The sequence below is a fragment of the Nocardia sp. NBC_00511 genome (genome assembly GCF_045161165.1).
Classification (GTDB): Bacteria; Actinomycetota; Actinomycetes; order Mycobacteriales; family Mycobacteriaceae; genus Nocardia.
On the sequence record NZ_CP107849.1, the window covers coordinates 600985 to 621562 of the forward strand.

Consider the following 20578-nt stretch of genomic DNA (forward strand, 5'->3'; position numbering starts at 1 on the left):
CGCTGTCACCGCAATCGGGGCGACACGCGTTCGGCCCCTTCGCGCGCCGTGTAGCGTGAACGACCATGGAATCTCGGCGGATCACGGTCGGTGACCGCGAGTGGGCCGTGCGGCTCGGGGGTCCCGAATCCCGGCACCACGTCCTGCTACTCCCCGATGCGGGCGACCCGGCCGACGTATACGACCAGGTCTGCGAACGACTGCAGACCTCGGACCTGCGCACCATCGTCATCGAGTCGATCGACGGTCTGGACTCGGCGACGGTGTTCGCCATCCTCGACCAGTTGAAGGTCGGCTGGGCGAACCTGGTGGGCTCCGGTGTGGGCGCGGACCTCGCGTGGGAACTGGCGGCACGCGGCTTCGGCCGCTTCATGAGCCTCATCGTCGCGGGCGGCGGTCACCCGGCGGCCGCGGGCGCGGACGGCAGTGTCCGTGACAGCGCCTGCCCGCCGGTGGAGATCCCCACCACCCTGCTGGCCACCAAGGCCTTCCCGCGCGAGCTGGCCGAGGGCTCCAGCCGGTTCGTCTACGGCGAATTCCGGCTGGTCCCCATGGATGTCACGAACGTGCCCGCCGATGCGGGCCACGAACTCGCCACCGAAGTGGTGCTACGCACCAGCTTCTGGTGAATCCAGCCAGCGCAACCAGGAATCCAGCTCTCGGAACGCCTGGTTGCGCGGTGTCTCCGCGGACAGGAACACGTCGTGGCGCGCCCCCTCGATCGGCACGATGTTGGTGCGCTCACCCAGGCAGCCCGACCAGCGCTGGATCTGCTTGACGTCCAGCACCAGATCCGACACGTCGGCGGCCGGGCCGTACGCGCGCATGAACTTGGTCGCCTTGGACCGCAGGATCAGCGCGGGCACCCCGATGTCGAGGCCCCGGTGCAGTCGCAGCTGTCCGCGCCGGATGGCCCGCAGCCAGCCCGCGTGAACCGCGAAGCCGCTCAACGGCTTCCAGTCCAGGTTGTAGTCCCACTCGCCGGACTTGGCGTGATACAGGCTGTCGCCGTAGGCGGTGGACACGCCCAGCGGAAGCTTGGTGAAGGCCCGCAGCTTGCCCAGCGCCTCCATCAGCGGGGTGCCGACCGAGCGGTAGTAGCCGGGTCCCTGCAGATCGAACCAGGGGCTGTTGAGCACCAGACCGGTAATGCCCTGCGCGCGAACATCACCGGCATTCTGCAACCGGTTGAGCCACAGCGAGGTCACCAGGCCGCCGGTCGAATGCGCCATCACCATCACGGGCAGGCCGGTCTCCTCGCGGATGACCCGCAACGACCGGTTGAGCTCCTCGTCGTAGAGCGCGAGATCGCTGACGTAGTGCGGGGTCTGCCCGGGGCGGGTGGAGCGGCCGCACTTGCGCAGGTCGAGCGCGTAGAAGGCGTGGCCCTGCGCGGCCAGATGCTCGGAGAGGTGTTCCTGGAAGAAGTAGTCGGTGAATCCGTGTACATACAGCACAGCTCTGGTGGGTGCGGGTGCTGCGGCCGGGGTATAGCGGACGAGGGTGGCGACGGCGTCGCCCTCACCGTCGGGATCGGGTCCCAGCGGGATGGTCAGCTGCTGGTAGTCGGTCCCCAGCACGTCGGGCTGCCACGTGCCGACGGCCGGGGTCGTGGGCTGGGCCTGGGACGAAGCGGACGGGGTGGGCGATGACGTATCGGAGGTCACCCGCCCAATCTAGTCCGAACCACATCGATGTCGATTTGGGAGGGATCTCTCACATTCGGGGATTTCGTTGAGGGATTTCGGAATGCTCAGGGGCAGAATCTGGCTCAAGTGAACGACGGGTAACCTAACTCCCAACTGGGTGACCCATAAAGACAAGGAAGTCGATCCCGCCGTGTCGAACGCTGCCACGATTGAAAAGACCGATGTAGTCCTCATCGGTGCCGGCATCATGAGTGCCACCCTCGGTGCCTTGCTTCGTCAGGTGCAGCCGGACTGGTCGATCACCGTATTCGAGCGCCTCGAGGCCGCTGCCGCCGAGAGCAGCGACCCGTGGAACAACGCCGGTACCGGTCACTCCGCGCTCTGCGAGCTGAACTACACGCCGCGCAATGCCGACGGCTCGGTGGAGATCACCAAGGCCATCGACATCAACGAGCGCTTCCAGGTGTCGCGCCAGTTCTGGTCGTACGCCGCGGAGAACGGGGTGCTGGCCAACCCGTCGAACTTCATCAACCCGATCCCGCACGTGAGCTTCACGCACGGCGCGGACGGCGTGGAGTACCTGCGCAAGCGCTACGAGGCGCTGTCGAAGCACCCGCTGTTCGAGGGCATGGAATTCATCGACGACGCAGCCGAATTCAGCTCGCGTCTGCCGCTGATGTCCAAGGGCCGTGACTTCTCCGACCCGGTCGCCCTGAACTGGTCGGACAAGGGCACCGACATCGACTTCGGTGAGCTCACCAAGGAACTGCTGGCCTACCTCGGCGCGTCCGGCGCGGATATCGCGTTCGGCCACGAGGTGCTCAACCTGACCAAGCAGTCCGACGGCTCCTGGCTGGTGAAGGTCCGCAACCTGCGCAGCCGCAAGGTGCGGGTCATCAACGCCAAGTTCGTGTTCGTCGGCGCGGGCGGTGGCGCACTGCCGCTGCTGCAGAAGTCGGGCATCAAGGAGATCTCCGGTTTCGGTGGTTTCCCGGTGTCGGGTCTGTTCCTGCGCAGCACCAACCCGGCGCTGGTCGCCGAGCACGAGGCCAAGGTGTACGGCCAGGCCTCGGTCGGTGCGCCGCCGATGTCGGTGCCGCACTTGGACACTCGCGTCATCAACGGTGAGAAGGGCCTGCTGTTCGGTCCGTACGCCGGTTGGACGCCGAAGTTCCTCAAGGACGGCAAGCTGACCGACCTGTTCAAGTCGGTCAAGCCCAACAACCTGTTCTCCATGCTGGGTGTCGGTGTCACCGAGATGGGCCTGGTCAACTACCTGGTCGGTGAGCTGCTCAACTCGCAGGCCGACCGCATCGGCGCGATGGAGGAGTTCATTCCGCGTGCCGACGGCCAGGATTGGGAGCTGATCATCGCCGGCCAGCGCGTGCAGGTCATCCGTCGCAAGGGCGCGGGCGGCGTGCTCGAGCTCGGCACCGCCGTGGTCGCGGCCGAGGACGGCACCATCGCCGGTCTGCTCGGCGCCTCGCCCGGCGCGTCCACCTGCGTGAGCGCCATGCTGGATGTCATGAAGCGCTGCTTCCCGCGCGAATTCGGTTCGTGGGAGCCGAAACTCAAGGAAATGGTGCCGTCGCTGGGCGTCAAGCTCTCCGAGGATCAGGCGCTCTACCGCGAGGTGTGGGACTGGACCGGGAAGGCCCTGCGCCTCACCGACAACAACACGCCGAAGCACGCCCCTATCGCTTCTCACGCGTAGATGTGATAGCAAGACGCGATGATGTCAACGGTTGCTCTCAAACGGTCGTGGGCCCAAGATCTGGACACCGCGACGCTGTACAAGCTGTTGAAACTTCGCGTCGAGGTTTTCGTTGTCGAACAGAAGTGCGCCTACCCGGAGCTGGACGGTTTCGACCTGCTGCCGGAGACCCGGCACTTCTGGCTCGACGACGAGGGTGATTTCATCTGCACCCTGCGCCTCATGGAGGAGCACGAGGACGGCGTGAAGTCCTTCCGGATCGGCCGCCTCTGCACCACCCCCGCGGGGCGCGGACATGGCTACACCACCCGCCTGCTGCAGGCGGCCCTGGCCGAAGCGGGTTCCGCGACGGTCCGGTTGAACGCCCAGACCTACCTGGTCGACATGTACACCAAGCACGGCTTCAAGATCGACGGTGACGAGTACATCGAGGACGGCATCCCGCACATCCCGATGCGTCGCGGCTGAGTTCGACCCCTCACCTCCATAACTCTCGACCGGGTGCCCGCTGTGGATTCACAGCGGGCACCCGGCGTTCCGGGGGTGATTCGGGCGGGCCTAGAGTTGCTGGGTGTCCGTTTCCCCAGTGGCTTACTCCGAAAGTGTCCGTGCGGCAGCCGGTGACGAGGTCGGTTTCCCGTTCTCCGCGGTGGTCGGGCAGGAGCGGTTGCAGCTGGCGCTGATCCTGTGCGCGGTGCACCCCGGCATCGGAGGCGTGCTGGTGCGCGGCGAGAAGGGGACGGCGAAGTCGACCGTGGTGCGCGCGCTGGCGCAGTTGCTGCCGCCGGTGGTCGACGAGACCGGGGCGCGGCCCGCACGACTGGTGGAGTTGCCGGTCGGCGCGACCGAGGACCGCGTGGTCGGGTCCATCGACCTGGAACGCGTACTGCGGGACGGTGAACAGGCTTTCAAGCCCGGCCTGCTGGCCGCCGCCCATCACGGCGTGCTCTACGTCGACGAGGTCAACCTGCTGCACGACCATCTGGTGGACGTGCTGCTCGACGCCGCCGCCATGGGGCGCGTGCACATCGAACGCGACGGCGTCTCGCACACCCATCCGGCTCGCTTCGTGCTCGTCGGCACCATGAATCCCGAAGAGGGCGAACTGCGTCCGCAGCTGCTGGACCGCTTCGGCCTCACCGTGGACGTGGTCGCCTCCCGCAACGTGGACGTCCGGATGGCCGTGGTGCGCCGCCGCCTGGATTACGAGGCGGATCCGGCCGCCTTCGCCGCCGGCTACGCGCCCGCCGATCGTGAAGTGGCCGAACGCATTCTGACCGCCCGCGACCGCATCGCCGAGGTCACCCTCGACAATGTCGAGCTGCGTCGCATCGCCGCCCTGTGCGCCACCTTCGACGTCGACGGCATGCGCGCGGATCTGGTGGTGGCCCGCACCGCCACCGCGCACGCCGCCTGGCGCGGCGCACCCACCGTCACCGAGGCCGATGTCCGCATCGCCGCCGAACTCGCACTGCCGCACCGGCGTCGGCGCGATCCGTTCGACGAACCCGGGATCAGCGAGGAGCAGCTCGACGACGCCATGCGTCAGGCCGCCGAGGAAGCCGACCGCGCCGACCAGGACGGCGGAGCTGACAGCCTGGGAAAAGGTGATGCGGTCCCGCCGAACGCGGGACCGCGGGAAACCACTGCCGGACAGGATGATTCGCAGGAGGCCGGAGATTCGGGCGCGGAGAATCAGGGCCTGAACGACGACGCCGGGAACGACCGCCCGGATGGTTCGAACCCGGCTGGCCCAGACCAGGATTCACCCCTCGATGACCCGGACCCGCGCGACCGGGGTCCGGTGGATGGTCCCGACCCCCGCCGCGATGGCAAGGATTCGCCGCGCCCCGACAGCGGCAAAGGCAGCCAGCCGCCCGCCGGGTCCGGCGTGGCCGCTCCCTCCGGAACCCTCCCCAAACCTCCACGCTGGCAGGTCCCCGGCGTCGGCGAGGGGGCTCCCGGCCGACGCTCCCGAGCCCGCACCCGTCAGGGCCGTGTCGTGCGCCCCCTCGACGACACCTCCACCGGCCTGCACCTGCTGGCCACCATCTTCGCCGCGGCCCCCCGCCAGTTCGAACGCGGCCGCCTCTCCGGCCCCCTCGCCTTCGAACCCGCCGACCTCCGTGGCGCGTACCGCGAAGGCCGAGAAGGCAACCTGGTCGTCTTCGTGGTCGACACTTCCGGCTCCATGGCCGCCCGCGACCGCCTCTCCGCCGTCACCAACGCCGTGGTCGCCCTGCTGCGTGACGCCTACCAGAGCCGCGACAAGGTGGCGGTGATCACCATGCGAGGCCAGGACGCCGAACTGGTCCTGCCCCCCACATCTTCGGTCGATATCGCAGTCCGCCGCCTGGCGGACCTCCGCACCGGCGGCAAAACCCCACTGGCCCAAGGCCTCCTGAAGGCCCGCGAGGTCATCCGCCGCGAACGCACCCGCGACCCGCACCGCCGCCCCCTCCTGGTCCTGCTCACCGACGGCCGCGCCACCGGCGGCACCGACCCCATCCCGCGCGCCCGCGCCGCCGCCCGCCAACTGACTCACGACGCCGTGACCGCCATGGTCGTCGACTGCGAACGCGGCATGATCCGTCTCGGCCTCGCCCGCGAGTTCGCCACCGAACTCCGCGGCGGCTATTTGCAGTTGGCCGAACTGACCGGTGACTCGGTGGCGGGCGTGGTCCGCGCCACCCGCGTCGCCTGAGTACCTGGCCACTGCCTGCCGAATGCCGTATGGCACCGTGGGTGAATGCTCGGCCGCGGCGGCCGTAGTCGAAGGGAGTTCTCGAAATGCCCCAGGGTGTGCCACTGCCGGACAGCATTCCGGACGATGGCCTGACGACTCGGCAGCGGCGGAATCTGCCGGTGCTCGCCGTGCACACCGGGCCCGGTAAGGGGAAGTCGACGGCTGCTTTCGGGATGGCGTTGCGGGCCTGGAATCAGGGGTTCGATGTGGCGGTGTTCCAGTTCGTGAAGAGTGCGAAATGGAAGGTGGGGGAGGAAGCTGCTTTCCGCACGCTGGGGACTTTGCACGAGGAGACCGGGGTGGGCGGTGCCGTGGAGTGGCACAAGATGGGCGAAGGCTGGTCGTGGTCGAAGAAGCAGGGGTCCGAGGAGGATCATGCGGCGGCCGCGCTGGCGGGGTGGCAGGAGATCGCTCGTAGGTTGCGGGCTGAGGAGCATCGGTTCTATGTGCTCGACGAGTTCACCTATCCGCTGAAGTGGGGGTGGGTGGATGTCGACGAGGTGGTGGCGACGCTGCGGGATCGGCCGGGCAATCAGCATGTGGTGATCACGGGGCGGGATGCGCCGCAGGCGTTGCTCGAGGTGGCGGATCTGGTCACCGAGATGACGAAGGTGAAGCATCCGATGGACGCGGGGCGTAAGGGCCAGCGCGGGATCGAATGGTGACCACACCCGCCGTCGTCATCGCCGCGCCCGCCTCGGGTAGCGGAAAGACCACGCTGGCAACCGGATTGATCGGGGCGCTGCGGCGAGCGGGGCATCGCGTCGCGCCGTTCAAGGTGGGGCCCGACTACATCGATCCGGGGTATCACGGGCTGGCGGCGGGGCGGCCGGGGCGCAATCTGGATCCGGTGCTGGTGGGCGCGGAACGTGTTGTGCCGCTGTACCTGCACGGCAGTCAGGGCTGTGACCTGGCGGTGGTCGAGGGTGTGATGGGGCTGTTCGACGGCCGCATCGACGAGCACAACACCGAGCCGATCGCCGAGGGTTCGACCGCGCAGATCGCGGCGATGCTGGGCGCACCGGTGATCCTGGTGGTGGACGCGCGCGGGCACAGTCAGAGCCTGGCCGCGCTGCTGCACGGATTCGCCACCTACGACAGCGGAATCCGGCTCGGCGGCGTGATTCTCAACCGGGTCGGCAGTGAACGCCATGAGCAGGTGCTGCGCGCCGCGTGTGCCCGGGTCGGGCTGCCGGTGCTGGGCGCGCTGCCGCGGATGGCCGAATTGGTGGTTCCTTCAAGGCATCTGGGTCTGATTCCCGCCGTCGAACACGGTGCCGCCGCCCGGGACGCGGTCGAGGCCATGACCGATCTCGTCGCGGCCCACGTCGATCTCGCGGCCGTGGCGGCGCTGGCCACCGCGTCCGTGACGGGCACCCCGTGGGACGCGGCCGAGGAGCTCGCCGCCACCGGTGAATCCGCGCTCGCCGCAGGTGATTCCGGTCCGATCGTGGCGGTCGCGGGCGGTCCCGCCTTCACTTTCGGTTACGCGGAACATCGCGAACTGCTCGCCGCCGCCGGTGCGCGCGTCGAGGTTTTCGACCCGCTGCACGAGCAATTGCCTTCCGGCACAGCGGGTCTGGTCGTCCCAGGCGGTTTCCCTGAGGAGCACGCGGCCGATCTCTCCGCCAACAACGGACTGCTGTCGGCCATCGCCGAGCAGGCGCGTCGGGGTCTGCCGATCCATGCCGAGTGCGCGGGCCTGCTTTACCTCACCCGCACGCTCGACGGGCATCCGATGGCCGGTGTCATCGACGCGGAGGCAGAATTCGGTCCTCGGCTCACCCTCGGCTATCGAGATGCCGTGGTGCTCAACGATTCTCCGCTGTGGCGCACCGGTGAACGCCTGCGTGGCCACGAATTCCACCGCACCCGGCTCGTTGCCGCCGCTCCGGCTCCGAACGCCTGGGCTTGGCGTGCGCCGTCGGGTGAGACGGTGCGCGAGGGTGCGATCGTGCATCAGGTCCACGCCTCCTATCTGCACACCCATCCGGCGGGAAATCCCGGTGCCATGGCCAGATTCGTGGCCGCCGCGGCAGACTTCGCTCGGACCCATGCCCCGGCCTGACGGGCTCACCGATCGGCCGCAGGTGGCGGTCGGGGTCGGCTGCCGACCTGGAACCACCGGCGAGGCGATTGTCACCGCGGTGCGAGAAGTGCTGGGGGCGGGGGAGATTCGCTGTCTGGCGACGCTGGACCGGCGCGCTGCCGAGCCCGGCTTGATGCAGGCCGCTGAACAGTTGGGTGTGTACATCGTCGGGTTCGCCGCCCACGATCTGGAGCGGGTTCCGGTGCCCAACCCGTCGCTACGCGCCGCGTCCTCGGTCGGGACGCCGAGTGTGGCCGAGGCCGCGGCCCTGCTCGCCGCCGCCGGGACCGAGCTGCTTGTTTCCAAGCAGGTGATCGGCGGGGTCACGGTGGCGGTGGCTGCCGTCTGGTAGCTGTGTGCCCCAAGTCGAGGACCGTATTTGAAATCTCTATATTCCAGAGTCGCTGACGGTTAGTCTCACCTGGTGAGTGCGCAGGTAGACCTGCCTGGTGCGATGCGAATCGCCTCGGCGGCGGCGGAATTCGGCTGGACCTGGGCGGTCGGTGACGTCGCGCGTTTCGCCGCCTGGGTCGGCTGGGGTACGCCCACGCCCGACGAGGACGATCCATCGGTGCTCTATGTGACCACGAATCTCGACCACGGTGATCCGGTGGCGATGTTCGGCGCCGACGAGCACGGCGAGATCACCGCGGTCGCGATCCTGCTCGCGGCAATGCCCCTGCATCGTCCGGCGGACGCGCTCGCCGACACGGTCGCGGCCATGCTCGGCTACTGCGGCCCCTCGGTGGGCCCTGCGCACGAGGACGGCACCGGGGCGGTCTGGGTGCTGCCGCAGGTCGTGATCAAGGTGGCGGGCGGTGAGACGGTCGAGCTGATCCTGCAGAACCCGGCCCGCTGGAACGCCCCACCGCCGCAACGGCCGCGGGTCAACACCCGTGAACTGGAACGAGCGGGCGAGGGATTCCTCGAACACCTCGAGTCGGTGATCGCCTCGAATCTGGGCGACCGGCTGGAGGACCTGCGTCAGCGGTCCGGGCTCAGCGCCGTCCTCGCTCGGCGTTCCCTGCGCGGCATCTGGTCTCGCCGCGATATCGACAGTGTTTTCAAGGCTTTTCGCCTGCGCCCGGAGCAGGTGGACGACGGCAGCCTGATGGCCGTGTACCCGCAGGGCCCGTCCCTGATCGCGGGCCGGACCCCGGACCGTCGGCAGCGCTACGGATACGGCGAGTTCTTCGAGGTGCGCCTGCTCGAGTTCGTCCCGCCGGAAACCGTGGACCGGGTGTACGTATGGGCGCTGGAGCGGTGCATCGACCGGCTCGGGGATCCGCACCAGGTGGGTGAGTCGAACGAATTCGCGCTCTGGCGGCTCGAGCACGACACCGTCCGGCTGACGCGGGGACCGAATTCCGAGTCGCCGCTCCAGGTTTCGGTGGCGCCGACTCTCCCTTCCGAGCGGGAGCAGCACCGCGGCCCACATCGTGAGCCCGTGATCGAACCACCGGCTCCGCGCTACGAGGTCCGGGCCACCCCGCCGCTCCCGCCCGAACCCCAGCTCGTCGACGCTCACTTCACGATGTGGGAACACGAGACCGAGCCCATCGTGTACCACCGGCCCAAGCACTCCAGATGACCGGAGCGTCCGGGCCGTACTGATCGAAAGCCCTACTGCCGTGGGGGTTCGACTCGGACCAGCCCCGATTGGAAGGCGGCCACCACCAGCTGCGCGCGGTTCTGCACCCCCACCTTGGACATGGCGCGTTGCACGTGGGTGCGAACGGTCAGCGGGCTGACGTACATCTTCTCGGCGATCTCCTCGTTGGAGAGGCCTTCGGCGACCATCGCGACGACTTCGCGTTCGCGCGCGGTGAGCACATCGAGGGATTCGGCTGCGGAGACCCGGCTTTCGGGCCGCGACAGGTAGCGGGCGATGAGCGTGCGGGTGGCGGTGGGGGAGAGCAGGGCGTCACCGGCGGCGACCGCGCGAATCGAGCGCAGCAGCTCCTCCGGCCCGACGTCCTTGCCGAGGAAACCGCTGGCCCCGGCCCGAAGTGCCTGTGCCACATACTCGTCGAGTTCGAAGGTGGTCAGGATCAGCACGCGGGTGTCGCGCAGGGTCTCGTCGGCGCAGATCTCCTGGGTCGCGGTGAGACCGTCCACGCCGGGCATGCGGATGTCCATGACCACCACGTCGGGTTTCGACGCGCGCGTCAGATCGACTGCCTCCCGGCCGTTTCCGGCGATGCCGACCACCTCCATATCGTCGGCGGAGTCGATGAGCAGCCGGAAGGTGCCCGCGAGCAGCGCCTGATCGTCGGCCAGCAGTACGCGGATGGTCATGATGTCCTGTCCTCGGTGTCAGGGGTGGGCGCGGGGCCCAGCGGCAGTTCGGTGGTGACCTCGAACCCGCCGTCGGGACGGCGACCGGCGTGCAGCTGGCCGCCGACGGAGACGGCGCGCTCGTTCATGCCGATCAGACCGTAGCCGGTGATGTTCGAATCCGTTTCGCCGCGAACGTGATCGGGCAGGGCGGGGCCGTCGTCGACGACGCTGACGGTCAGCAGTTGCCGGGAGTAGACCAGGCGCACCGTGGCGGCCGCGTTGCCCGCGTGCTTGGTGACATTGGTGAGCGCCTCCTGCACGATCCGGTAGGCGGTCAGGTCCGCGCCGGGCGACAGCGGCCGGGGTTCGCCGGTTACCGACAGCGAGATCACCATTCCGGCCCGTTCGAACGCGGCCAGCAGTTCGGGCAGCTGATCGAGTCCGGGCGTGGGTTCCAGCGGGGCGTCGGAGTCGTCGTCGCGCAGCAGCCCGACGGTGGCCTTGAGTTCGCGCAGCGCGGCGGAGGTCGTCCCGGCCAGCTGATCCAGCATGCCCTGCGCCTGATCGGGCTGGCTGCGCAAAAGGTATGCGGCGGTGGAGGCTTGAGCGTGCGCGAGGGCCATGTGGTGGGCGACGATGTCGTGCAGTTCCCGCGCGATGCGCACGCGTTCCTCGCTGACCCGCTGCCTGGCCTCGTCCTCCCGGGTCCGCTCGGCGAGTTCGGCGCGCGCGTGCAGCGCGGCCAGATAGTTCTGCCGGTTGCGGGTGGCCTCGGCGAGCGCGCCCGCCACCAGCAGTCCGGCCACCACGGTTATTCGCCCGCCGGTGAGGATCGGACTGAGTTGATGGAAGTAGGAGGCGATCAACAGGATTCCGGCCGCGATCGGCGTGGCGATCTTCGCGGTGCGTGGATCGACCCAGAGTCCCAGCGAGTACACCGCCACCATGGCCGCGCCCGCGCTGAGCACCGATACCTCGAATCCCAGTGCGCCGATGACGACCCCGCAGCCGGTGGCCACCGCGAGGACCGTGCGCGGATACTGTCTGCGCCACAGCAGCGCCAGCGACGCCACCGCCGAGAGCGCGAACACCGCGGGCGAGGGGGAACGCACGATGATCGGCCCCGCGGTCTCACCGTTCTGCTGCGCGAGCATGCTGGAGTAGGTGGCCAGCCCGCACAGCAGGATGGCGGTGAACACGTCGACGAATCGGCCGTGGCGCCTGGGCCAGCTCGACCATTCCATCGTCATGAGTGCTCCTCACCTTCCTCTGTGACCCTAATCGGCGATGCCCCGGACACACCGCAGGCCGCCCCACCCGGGACGGCCTGCGGTTGTTTCATCGCTCAGACCAGCGCGGGTTCCGGTTCGCGCTCCGGCGACACCTGCCGCAGCGACTCACCCTCCACATCCACATTGGGCAGGATGCGGTCCAGCCACTTGGGCAGCCACCAGGCCTTGTCGCCGAGCAGTGCGAGCACCGCCGGGACCAGCGTCATGCGGACGATGAAGGCGTCGAAGAACACCGCCGACGCGAGTCCGAGACCCATCATGGTGATCATCGGTTCGCCGCCGCCGATGAAGCCGGAGAACACCGCGATCATGATCGCCGCGGCCGCGACCACCACCCGGGCGCTGTGCCGGAAGCCGGTGACGATGGCGCTCTTCGCGTCCTCGCCGTGCGCGAACGCCTCCCGCATGCGGGTCACCAGGAACACCTCGTAGTCCATGGCGAGCCCGAACACCACGCCGATCAGGAAGATCGGCATCATGCTCATGATCGGCCCGGTCTGGGTGACTCCGAAAAGCCCTGCCAGCCAACCCCATTGGAAGACCGCCACGATCACGCCGAAGGCCGCGCCGACCGAGAGCAGGAAGCCCAGGGCCGCCTTGATCGGCACCGCGATGGAGCGGAACACCACCATCAGCAGGATGATCGCCAGGCCGACCACGACGGCCAGGTAGGGCAGCAGCGCACTCGACATCTTCTGCGAGAGATCGATGTTCACCGCGGTGGTGCCGGTGATCAGCATCTTGGCGCCGGTGGCCTCGCGCAGTCCGCTCGCCTCACCGCGCAGTGTCTGCACCAGATCCTTGGTCTGCTCCGAGGACGGCCCGGTCGAGGGCACGACGCTCAGCATGGCCGTGTCTCCGGCGGGGTTGAACCCGGCGGGCGAGACCGACACCACGCCCTTGGTCCCGGCCAGCGTGCTGGACACCTGGGCGACGGCGGCCTTCGGATCGGGCGCGCCCTTCACGTCGACGACCACCGAGAGCGGGCCGTTGAAGCCGGGTCCGAAGCCCTCGGCGAGCGCGTCGTAGGCGCGGCGCTGGGTGGTCGAGGTCGGCTGCGACTCGTCGCCGGTGATGGCGAGTTGCAGGTCGGTGACCGGCAGCGCGAGCGCGCCGAGGCCGATCAGGCTCAGCAGCAGGATCGGGATCGGCCGCCGCACCACGAACTGCGCCCAGCGGGTGCCCATGTTCGGCTTGCCCGCGGGGGCGGGTTCGACGACGGTGTCACGCCCGGCGGTGCCGTCCTCGGCGGCCTTGGCGCGCAGGGCCTTACGGAATGCCTTGGGCATGACCGCGCGCTGGAAGAAGCCCAGCAGCGCGGGCAGCAGGGTCAGCGCGATGGTGACGGCGATGGCGACGGTCGCGGCCGCGGCCAGGCCCATCTCGGTCAGCATCGGAATGCCGACCACGGCCAGTCCGGCCAGCGCGATCACCACGGTGAGGCCCGCGAAAACCACTGCGGAACCGGCGGTTCCGACGGCACGTCCGGCGGCCTCCTCCGGTCCGTAGCCCTCACGCCGCTCGGTGCGATACCGGGAGACGATGAACAGCGCGTAGTCGATGCCCACGGCCAGGCCCAGCATCATGGCGAGAGTGGTTGTGGTGGTGGACATCCCGATCGCGACGATGGCCATGATGCCCGCGCCGACGCCGATCAGCGCGGTGATCAGCGGCAGTCCCGCCGCCGCGAACGCGCCGAAGGTGATCATCAGCACGATGGCCGCGATGGCGATGCCGATCGCCTCGGTGGCCCCGCCCATATCGGGTTTGGCCTGTAGCGCGGTGCCGCCGATCTCGACGGTGACGCCCGCCGCCTTACCGTCCGCGGCCGCGTTGGTCAGCGCGTCCTTGGTGGCGGAGGTGAGGTCGTTGGGTGCGGCGTCGTAGTTGACGGTGGCGTACGCGGTGGTGCCGCTCTTGCTCACCGCCCCGGTCTGGAACGGGTCAAGCACGCCCTTCACCTGCGAGCTGCCCGCGACCTCGGCGACCACCTTCTCGACAGCGGCCTTGTTGGCGTCGCTGGAGATCTGTGTCCCGTCGGGTGCGACGAACACGATTCGGGCTTGCGCCCCATCGGATTTGGATCCGGGGAACCGCTGCGCCAGCAGATCGAAAGCCTGCTGCGATTCGGTCCCGGGAATGGAGAACTTGTCCGGCGGTGCGGTGGGAGCCTGTGAGGCCCCGACCGCACACGCGGCCAGAATCCCCAACCAGAGCAACACGACTAGCCGCCGCTTCTCGAACGAGAACCGTCCGACGCGATACAGGAATTTGGCCATGCCGCCATGCTCGTCGGGTGGCTCTGTAGTCGGCATCGTGCCGAAGGCGGCCGTCCGGTGTACTGCATCCGCAGTACGAAACCCGACTCCGTAGTCGCTGCGCAGCACGCCGACGCCGAGCGACCCCCGCCGTGTGGTTGGTCCGGCGGGGGTCGATCAGCTGGGCTCAGGGCGCGACCGAGCCCCAGTCGGCGAAGCCGGTCGGATCGTGGCGGCCCAGCGAGCCGTGCTCGAACAGGCCCCAGCCCTCGGCGTCACCGCAGCGGGCGTGGCCGACGTGGTCGATGACGCCGAACGGGATGCGGCCCGCGATGGCCGGATCGGTCAGGTCGTAGAGGGTGCTGTCGGACCAGCCCGCACCCTTCCACTGACCGTGCTGCCAGTCGGGGTCGCCGCCGTAGCCGCAGCCGACGTTGAGGGCCATGAAGGTTCCGGCTTCGACCTCGACCTCGAGCGGTTTGCCGTCGGGGGTGGTGAGGTCCAGGCGCACCTTGGTGGGGATGCGGGTGCCGGACTTGTAGGTGAGGTGCACGCGCGGCCAGCCGAGCTGTTCGACGCGGCCGTCCTTCCAGACGCGGGTGGCGTCGTTGAGGGTGCGGAAGCCGTCCGGCTCCTCCTGCACGATCACGATGATGGAGAAGTCGTCGAAGCGCAGCGGCACGTACAGCCACCAGAAGCCTTCGGACGGTTCGGAAGCCAGGCGGCCCGGATGGTCGGCCTCACCGACCGGGCGGATGCCCCAGGAGCGGTCGCGGGTACCGTGCCAGCTCGACGGCGATACGGCGATGTCGCTGCCGTCGACATTCAGTGTGCCCGACCAGCTTCCGACCTGAGCGAAGCGCTGCGCGTCGATGATCGGCCGGTTCACGCCGGTCAGAATGGTATGCGGCTGTTCGGGTTTCGCCGGGAAGGAACCCTCCCAGGTGAGGTCGAACGACAGGTCGTCGTGCTCGCACACCACCCGCAGCTGCTGCAGCGGTTCGACGATCTCGATGCGGTAGCCGCCGACCTTGGGTTCCAGGCTGCGCTCGACCAGCTTGTCGGAGAACTTGACCGCCCGCTGGGTGTCGCCGCGGCGCACGGTGGCGAACGCGTCGGTCACGCCCAGGTTCGGGTACACGCCGAAACCGGTGACCAGAAAGGTGTCGCTGCCGGTGTCGAGAGCGTTGAAGTAGTTGCGGTCGTAGAAGTTCCGATCACTGCTGCCGACCCGCGTCATGGACAGCGGGGTCTGGTGGATCGGGTATTCGTCGAGCTTGTTGATCTGGTTCTGGGTCATCTCTCAATCCCACGAATAGGTGCCGTCGAGCATGGCTTCCAGCAGTTTGCGGTGCATCACGTAGTCGTCGCGGTCCTCGCAGTCGGCGGCCTCGCCGAAGTGGATCATCCGGCGGCGGATGCGGCCCATCACGATGCCGTGCCGCAGCGCGGCGTACATCAGGTACCAGTCGAGGTCGCGCGGCGCGTGGCCGGTGGTCTCCTCGTAGAGCTTCTCGACGTCGGCGCGGCGCATGTAGTCGGCGAGGCCGGGCTGGTCGAAGGTGGTGGCGATGTCCTGGAAGAACCGGTGGATCAGGATGGTCCAGGCGATGTCGAGTTCGCGCGGGCCGATGGCCGCCATCTCCCAGTCCAGCACCGCGACCGGGTCGAATTCGTCGAACATGATGTTGCCGGGCCGCGCGTCGCCCCAGCTGAGCACGTCCGCGCCGGGATCGGCCGGGAAGTTGTCCTCGAGCCAGGCGAAGGTGCGGTCGATGAGCGGGATGGGGAAGCCGTCGCGGGCCAGCGCCCAGTCGTACCAGGCCTTCTGCGCGTCGAGGTGCCGCCGCAGCGAGGAGCCCTCGCCGTCGAGCATCGGGAAGCGCTGCGCCGGATCCGGAATCGCGTGCACCTTGGCGATGATCTCGACGGTGTTGCGGGTGAGCTCGTAGCGCTGTTCGGGGGTGGCGTCGTGCAACCAGCCGACGAACACGTAGGGCGGATTGTCCTCGGGCACACGGCCGTTCACCCGGCGCATGACGAAGAACGGTGCGCCCAGCACATTGTCGGTGCCGGTCTCGAGCCAGCACAGCGGCGGCAGCGGCAGGTCGGTGGCCTCGGTGACGCCGGCCATGACCGCGAACTGGGTTGCCAGGTCATAGTTTTCGAACACCGGGAACGAGTCCTGGTCCGGGGCGAGCCGGGCCACGAAGGAACCGCCGGCGGCCTCGCCGTGCTCGGTCCACTCGGCCTCGAACAGCAGCGTGGTGCTGGACATGCCACCGGCCTGCGGGCGGGTGATGGAGGTGACCCGGGGCTGCTCGTCGGCCTCGACCTTGGTCCCGAGCCACTGGGCGAGCTCGGCGGCGAGCTCGTCGATGTTCTGGTCGGAGACGGTGAGTTCCCACCGCTCGTTCGGATCGGCGTGGGCCGATGTCATGAGTCCTCCTGGCACGGGAATAGCGGAGCGTGTCAACGGATTACCGGCGCGGGCGAATTCCCGCTGACGCGGGCGGCGACGCGGCATTTGTGGTAAGTCCGGGCGGCACGTTGGGTGAAATGTAACGCGTTCCAATTGGCTCCGGTAGGGGATTGGTGAGACCTGTTTCACCAGTACCGGTCAATGGGATGCCACTTGGTCGCTCCCGCGGCTTCGTGCTGCCACGTAGTCCTTCGGAAGTACTTCCTATCAGGCATATTCCGGGTCGGCTCAGGGTTGTCACCGAGGCGCGCGACCCCTCTTGCTTCCTACCCTCGAAAGGCCGGGCAATGTAGCGAGGGGACATCGATGAGTGTGCAGACAGTCGAAACCGCGACCGATCCGGAAACGGGGGAACCCGGCGCGGCGCGGTCCTGGAACCCGATCGGCCGCCTGCTGTTCCGCTTCGCGTTTCTCTACTTCGGCCTGTTCTGCGTCTTCTATCCGCAGCCGGTGTTCGCCTTTCTCGGACCCGTCACCAATTGGCTGCCCGACAGCTGGGTGCTCGGCTATGTGACCATGTCCGAGCCGGTGGTGAAATGGGTCGGGCACACCGTCTTCGGCGTCGAGGCCTCCGTGCACAACACCGGCAGCGGTGACGGGATGTTCTTCTGGGTGCTGGTGTTCACCATCCTGGTGATCGCGGTGGCCGGAACTCTGGTGTGGAGCGTGCTGGATCGCCGCCGCCCGCGCTACGACCGGCTGGCCGCCTGGTTCCTGTTCTTCATCCGGCTGTGCCTGGCCGGACAGATGCTGGGTTACGGCTTCGCCAAACTCATTCCGACCCAGATGCCGGATCCGGCGCTGACCACCCTGCTGACCCCGTTCGGTGATTTCGCGCCGATGGGCGTGCTGTGGACGCAGGTCGGCGTCTCGCCGGTGTACGAGATGCTGCTGGGCAGCGCCGAGGTGCTGGGCGGCGTGCTCCTGCTGCTGCCGCGCATGCAGCTGGCCGGGGTGCTGCTGAGCATGGTGGCGATGGCGCAGGTGTGGGTGCTCAACATGACCTTCGATGTGCCGGTGAAACTGCTGTCGTTCCACCTGCTGCTGCTGTCCGCGGTGCTGCTGGTGCCGGAGCTGCCGAGACTGACCGCGGTGCTGACCGGCCGCGCTGCCGGTCCCGCCGCGACACCGCAGCCGTTCCACACTCGCCGCGCCGTGCGGATCGCGGCGGTGGCGCAGATCCTGCTGGCGGTGTGGATGTCGGCGGGCGATGTCTGGCAGGGCTGGGACGGCTGGCGCACCTACGGTCCGGGCGCGACGAAGCCGGAGCTGTACGGCATCTGGACGGTCGGCGAGTTCACCCGTGACGGCCAGTCGCTGCCGCCGCTGCTGACGGATGAAAATCGCTGGCAGCGTGTGGTTTTCGAGAATCCGAAGGCCGCCGTCATCCAGCGGATGACCTCCGATTTCGTACCGGTCGGTGCCGAGATCGACTCCGGCGCACACCGATTGGTGCTGCGTCTGCCGGAATCGACCACCGATCTGGCGACGTTCACCTACGAGCGACCCGCCCCGGACCGCCTGGTGCTGACCGGTGAGCTGGACGGCCATCCCACGACGGTGACCCTCGATCAGGTCGACCTGAGCAAGCTCCCGCTACGGGCGGGCCGCGGCCTGCACTTCATCCAGGAGAACCCGAACTTCGGCAAGGTCATGGGGGAGTGATGTCACCGATCTGGTTGGTCCAGCCGGGATTCGGCGCGAAGAACTCGCCGCCGGCGGCGAATGCCTGGCGGGCGTCGGCGCGCCCGAGCAGTTCGGCGGCCAGCCAGGCGGTCGGATACCCGAGGTAGCCGTACACACCCAGCGTGCAGGGCCAGGACGCTTTCGCGCAGTCGGGCTGGCCTTGCACGTCGTTGTGATTCGGCCCGACGAGGGTGCCCCAGACCTTCGGTACGGTCGCCGGGACCGCGTCGTAGTAGGCGCGCACCGATTGCAGTCCGATGGCCGAGGCCGGGAGCGGCTGATCCGACGGCGAGATGGGGGAGTCCTGCGAGCCGTTGACGAAGAACACCGATCCGCCGGTCAGGGTCGCGGTATTGCCGCAGAAGGAACCGAGGCTGCACAGCAGCTGGGTCGGCAGTTCGATCGGCACCGCGGTCTTGATCCGGCCGCCGGAGTCGCGCATGGCGTTGAGCACCCCGGTCGCGCCCTGCGAATGCCCCATCGCGCCAATGGCGTTCGGATCCAGCCGATCGTGGAAGACGCTCGCCGGATCGGCCGCCACGTCCAGGAGCTTGTCCACGGCGTCGGTGATGTCCACGCCGGATCCGGTCGAGGAGTTCTCGGTGGCGACCACCACGAACCCCCAGGACGCCAGATGCCGCAGTAGATAGTCGTATTGGTCGGGGTGCGCCCAGGTGCCGTCGCCCCAGCTGACGATGGGATGCCGGAACCCGTTGGCCCCCAGGTCCGCCGGATACCAGACGTCGTAGCTCGACCCCGTGGAATCACAGCAGGCGAAGCCCGCCTGGGAGGTCACCGCCCATGGTCCGGGCTGCGCGTAGACGCTCTCCACCGTCGGATTCGGTTGCGTCGACACCGGATCCGCGACGGCCGCACCGGGCAGCCCGAACGCGATCAACAGGACCAGCAGTCCGCCGCGCAGCAGGACCGTGACGATTCGGCGTGTCATGGCAATCGAGCATAGGAACGGTTCGCCGATTTCGATGCCGGATCCGACGGGTTGGCACTACTCGCCCGGTTGCGGTCCGGATGCCGGGTGATTGTCGGGGCGCGTCGGGCACGCCGTAGGCTCAATTCTTGTGCAGAACGCCTCAGCCACCCCAGACGACCAGCCCGTCGGCGACCCGAACTACCTGGTCGGCCTCGATCTGAGCGGTCGCCGCGTAGTCGTGGTGGGCGGTGGCACGGTCGCGCAACGTCGCCTGGGTCTGCTCATCGCCTCCGGCGCGGATGTCCACGTGATCAGCCGTGAGGTCACCCCCGCGGTCGAGGGCATGGCGACCTCCGGTCAGCTGAGCCTGGAATTGCGCGCCTACGCCGACGGCGATCTCGACGGGGCCTGGTACGCCATGGCCTGCACCGACGAACCCGACACCAATGCCGCCGTGGTCGCGGAGGCCACCCGGCGACGGGTGTTCTGCGTGCGCGCCGACAATGCCCGCCTCGGTACCGCCGTCACTCCGGCGACCGCCCGCTACGACGGCATGAGCCTGGGCGTGCTGGCCGGTGGCCAGCACCGGCGCTCGGCGGCGGTGCGCAACGCGCTGCTCGAAGCGCTGCAATCCGGTGTGGTGACCGATGATTCGGCCCCGGTGACCCCGGGCGTGGCGCTCGTCGGCGGCGGTCCGGGCGATCCGGACCTGATCACCGTGCGCGGTCGTCGCCTGCTGGCGCGCGCGAATCTCGTTGTCGCCGACCGGCTCGCGCCGCCGGAGCTGCTGGCCGAGCTCGGCCCGGACGTCGAGGTGGTGGACGCGGCCAAGATCCCGTACGGCCGTGCCATGGCGCAGGAGGCCATCAACGCCACCCTGATCGAGGGCGCGAAGGCCGGAAAGTTCGTGGTGCGCCTCAAGGGTGGCGACAATTACGTCTTCGGCCGCGGTTACGAAGAACTCGAGGCCTGCGTCGAGGCCGGTATCCCGGTGACCGTGGTGCCCGGCGTGACCAGTGCCATCTCGGTGCCCGCCCTCGCCGGTATCCCGGTCACCCATCGCGGCGTCACCCACGAGTTCGTGGTGGTCAGCGGCCATGTGGCCCCGGATCATCCGGATTCCCTGGTGGATTGGCCCGCGCTGGCCAAACTGCGCGGCACCATCGTGCTGCTGATGGCGGTCGAGCGCATCGAGAAATTCGCGGCGGCGCTGATCGACGGCGGTCGCCCCTCGGACACTCCGGTCACCGTGATCCAGGAGGGCAGCCTGCGCACCCAGCGCATCGTGCGCGCCGACCTGGCCTCGGTCGCGGAAAAGGTGCGGGCGGAAGGCATTCGCCCGCCCGCGATCATCGTGATCGGCCCGACCGCCGGATTCACCGCGGGCGATCCGACCGCGAGCGTAGGCAACTGACGGCCCGGGTGTCGGGCCGCCCATCCATTACAGTGGC

General features: G+C 68.6%; 17 protein-coding genes. 10 read left to right on the forward strand and 7 right to left on the reverse strand.

The window, feature by feature from the left end; all coding sequences use genetic code 11:
• Positions 1-65: 65 nt before the first annotated feature.
• On the forward strand, positions 66-629 hold the full coding sequence (locus OG300_RS02850; protein WP_405491815.1) for an alpha/beta fold hydrolase: 564 nt from the start codon (positions 66-68) through the stop codon (positions 627-629).
• Here the strand turns inward: OG300_RS02850 and OG300_RS02855 are convergent.
• Positions 609-1580 carry an alpha/beta hydrolase gene (locus tag OG300_RS02855; RefSeq protein WP_405498450.1) on the reverse strand — a complete coding sequence of 324 codons (972 nt, stop codon included), beginning with the start codon at positions 1578-1580 and terminating at the stop codon, positions 609-611. The genes OG300_RS02850 and OG300_RS02855 overlap by 21 nt on opposite strands.
• Before the next feature lie 259 nt (positions 1581-1839).
• Between OG300_RS02855 and mqo the strand changes: the two genes are divergently transcribed.
• The 7 genes from mqo to OG300_RS02890 all read left to right on the forward strand — a co-directional run bounded on the left by mqo (position 1840) and on the right by OG300_RS02890 (position 9789).
• Positions 1840-3363 carry a malate dehydrogenase (quinone) gene (mqo, locus tag OG300_RS02860; protein WP_405491817.1) on the forward strand — a complete coding sequence of 508 codons (1524 nt, stop codon included), beginning with the start codon at positions 1840-1842 and terminating at the stop codon, positions 3361-3363.
• Positions 3364-3381: 18 nt separating this feature from the next.
• Positions 3382-3831, forward strand: coding sequence for a GNAT family N-acetyltransferase (locus OG300_RS02865; RefSeq protein ID WP_405491819.1), 450 nt, complete (start codon positions 3382-3384; stop codon positions 3829-3831).
• Between the two features lie 103 nt (positions 3832-3934).
• Positions 3935-6067, forward strand: a complete 2133-nt coding sequence (locus OG300_RS02870; protein ID WP_405491821.1) for a magnesium chelatase subunit D family protein — start codon at positions 3935-3937, stop codon at positions 6065-6067.
• Positions 6068-6153: 86 nt separating this feature from the next.
• Entirely contained in the window at positions 6154-6774 is a 621-nt protein-coding gene (cobO, locus tag OG300_RS02875) for a cob(I)yrinic acid a,c-diamide adenosyltransferase (RefSeq protein WP_405491823.1), read from the forward strand.
• Positions 6768-8177 carry a cobyrinate a,c-diamide synthase gene (locus OG300_RS02880; RefSeq protein ID WP_405491825.1) on the forward strand — a complete coding sequence of 470 codons (1410 nt, stop codon included), beginning with the start codon at positions 6768-6770 and terminating at the stop codon, positions 8175-8177. The genes cobO and OG300_RS02880 overlap by 7 nt, the downstream gene beginning before the upstream one ends.
• Entirely contained in the window at positions 8164-8550 is a 387-nt protein-coding gene (locus OG300_RS02885) for a cobalamin biosynthesis protein (protein ID WP_405491827.1), read from the forward strand. The genes OG300_RS02880 and OG300_RS02885 overlap by 14 nt, the downstream gene beginning before the upstream one ends.
• A 72-nt stretch (positions 8551-8622) precedes the next feature.
• Positions 8623-9789: a DUF6301 family protein gene (locus tag OG300_RS02890; RefSeq protein ID WP_405491829.1), complete on the forward strand. Its 1167-nt coding sequence runs from the start codon at positions 8623-8625 to the stop codon at positions 9787-9789.
• A 32-nt stretch (positions 9790-9821) separates the two neighbouring features.
• Here OG300_RS02890 and OG300_RS02895 read toward each other — a convergent pair whose 3' ends face one another.
• The 5 genes from OG300_RS02895 to OG300_RS02915 all read right to left on the reverse strand — a co-directional run bounded on the left by OG300_RS02895 (position 9822) and on the right by OG300_RS02915 (position 16468).
• A complete protein-coding gene (locus tag OG300_RS02895) occupies positions 9822-10496 on the reverse strand; it encodes a response regulator (protein WP_405491831.1) in 675 nt (224 codons plus the stop codon).
• Entirely contained in the window at positions 10493-11728 is a 1236-nt protein-coding gene (locus OG300_RS02900) for a sensor histidine kinase (protein WP_405491833.1), read from the reverse strand. Before OG300_RS02900 ends, OG300_RS02895 begins: the two co-directional genes overlap by 4 nt.
• 95 nt (positions 11729-11823) lie before the next feature.
• Positions 11824-14049: an MMPL family transporter gene (locus tag OG300_RS02905; protein ID WP_405491835.1), complete on the reverse strand. Its 2226-nt coding sequence runs from the start codon at positions 14047-14049 to the stop codon at positions 11824-11826.
• 166 nt (positions 14050-14215) lie between these two features.
• A complete protein-coding gene (locus OG300_RS02910) occupies positions 14216-15328 on the reverse strand; it encodes a hypothetical protein (protein ID WP_405491837.1) in 1113 nt (370 codons plus the stop codon).
• Between the two features lie 3 nt (positions 15329-15331).
• On the reverse strand, positions 15332-16468 hold the full coding sequence (locus OG300_RS02915) for a phosphotransferase family protein (RefSeq protein WP_405491839.1): 1137 nt from the start codon (positions 16466-16468) through the stop codon (positions 15332-15334).
• A gap of 348 nt (positions 16469-16816) precedes the next feature.
• Here OG300_RS02915 and OG300_RS02920 point away from each other — a divergent pair, with 348 nt between their 5' ends.
• The gene (locus OG300_RS02920) at positions 16817-18175 is read left to right on the forward strand and encodes a DoxX family protein (RefSeq protein ID WP_405491841.1); all 1359 of its coding nucleotides are present in this window, start codon (positions 16817-16819) and stop codon (positions 18173-18175) included.
• On the opposite strand, the gene OG300_RS02925 is transcribed toward OG300_RS02920, so the two are convergent.
• Positions 18162-19145, reverse strand: a complete 984-nt coding sequence (locus tag OG300_RS02925) for a hypothetical protein (protein ID WP_405491843.1) — start codon at positions 19143-19145, stop codon at positions 18162-18164. The genes OG300_RS02920 and OG300_RS02925 overlap by 14 nt on opposite strands.
• A gap of 130 nt (positions 19146-19275) precedes the next feature.
• Between OG300_RS02925 and cobA the strand changes: the two genes are divergently transcribed.
• Positions 19276-20541: a uroporphyrinogen-III C-methyltransferase gene (gene cobA, locus OG300_RS02930; RefSeq protein ID WP_405491845.1), complete on the forward strand. Its 1266-nt coding sequence runs from the start codon at positions 19276-19278 to the stop codon at positions 20539-20541.
• The last annotated feature ends 37 nt before the right edge of the window (positions 20542-20578 follow it).

Bases quoted from the DNA above. Each gene is read 5' to 3' on its own strand.
- OG300_RS02850 (WP_405491815.1), top strand. From the start codon at position 66: ATGGAATCTCGGCGGATCACGGTCGGTGACCGCGAGTGGGCCGTGCGG.
- OG300_RS02865 (WP_405491819.1), top strand. From the start codon at position 3,382: ATGATGTCAACGGTTGCTCTCAAACGGTCGTGGGCCCAAGATCTGGAC.
- cobO (WP_405491823.1), top strand. From the start codon at position 6,154: ATGCCCCAGGGTGTGCCACTGCCGGACAGCATTCCGGACGATGGCCTG.
- OG300_RS02880 (WP_405491825.1), top strand. From the start codon at position 6,768: ATGGTGACCACACCCGCCGTCGTCATCGCCGCGCCCGCCTCGGGTAGC.
- OG300_RS02885 (WP_405491827.1), top strand. From the start codon at position 8,164: ATGCCCCGGCCTGACGGGCTCACCGATCGGCCGCAGGTGGCGGTCGGG.
- OG300_RS02895 (WP_405491831.1), bottom strand. From the start codon at position 10,496: ATGACCATCCGCGTACTGCTGGCCGACGATCAGGCGCTGCTCGCGGGC.
- OG300_RS02900 (WP_405491833.1), bottom strand. From the start codon at position 11,728: ATGACGATGGAATGGTCGAGCTGGCCCAGGCGCCACGGCCGATTCGTC.
- OG300_RS02905 (WP_405491835.1), bottom strand. From the start codon at position 14,049: ATGGCCAAATTCCTGTATCGCGTCGGACGGTTCTCGTTCGAGAAGCGG.
- OG300_RS02910 (WP_405491837.1), bottom strand. From the start codon at position 15,328: ATGACCCAGAACCAGATCAACAAGCTCGACGAATACCCGATCCACCAG.
- OG300_RS02915 (WP_405491839.1), bottom strand. From the start codon at position 16,468: ATGACATCGGCCCACGCCGATCCGAACGAGCGGTGGGAACTCACCGTC.
- OG300_RS02920 (WP_405491841.1), top strand. From the start codon at position 16,817: ATGAGTGTGCAGACAGTCGAAACCGCGACCGATCCGGAAACGGGGGAA.
- OG300_RS02925 (WP_405491843.1), bottom strand. From the start codon at position 19,145: ATGACACGCCGAATCGTCACGGTCCTGCTGCGCGGCGGACTGCTGGTC.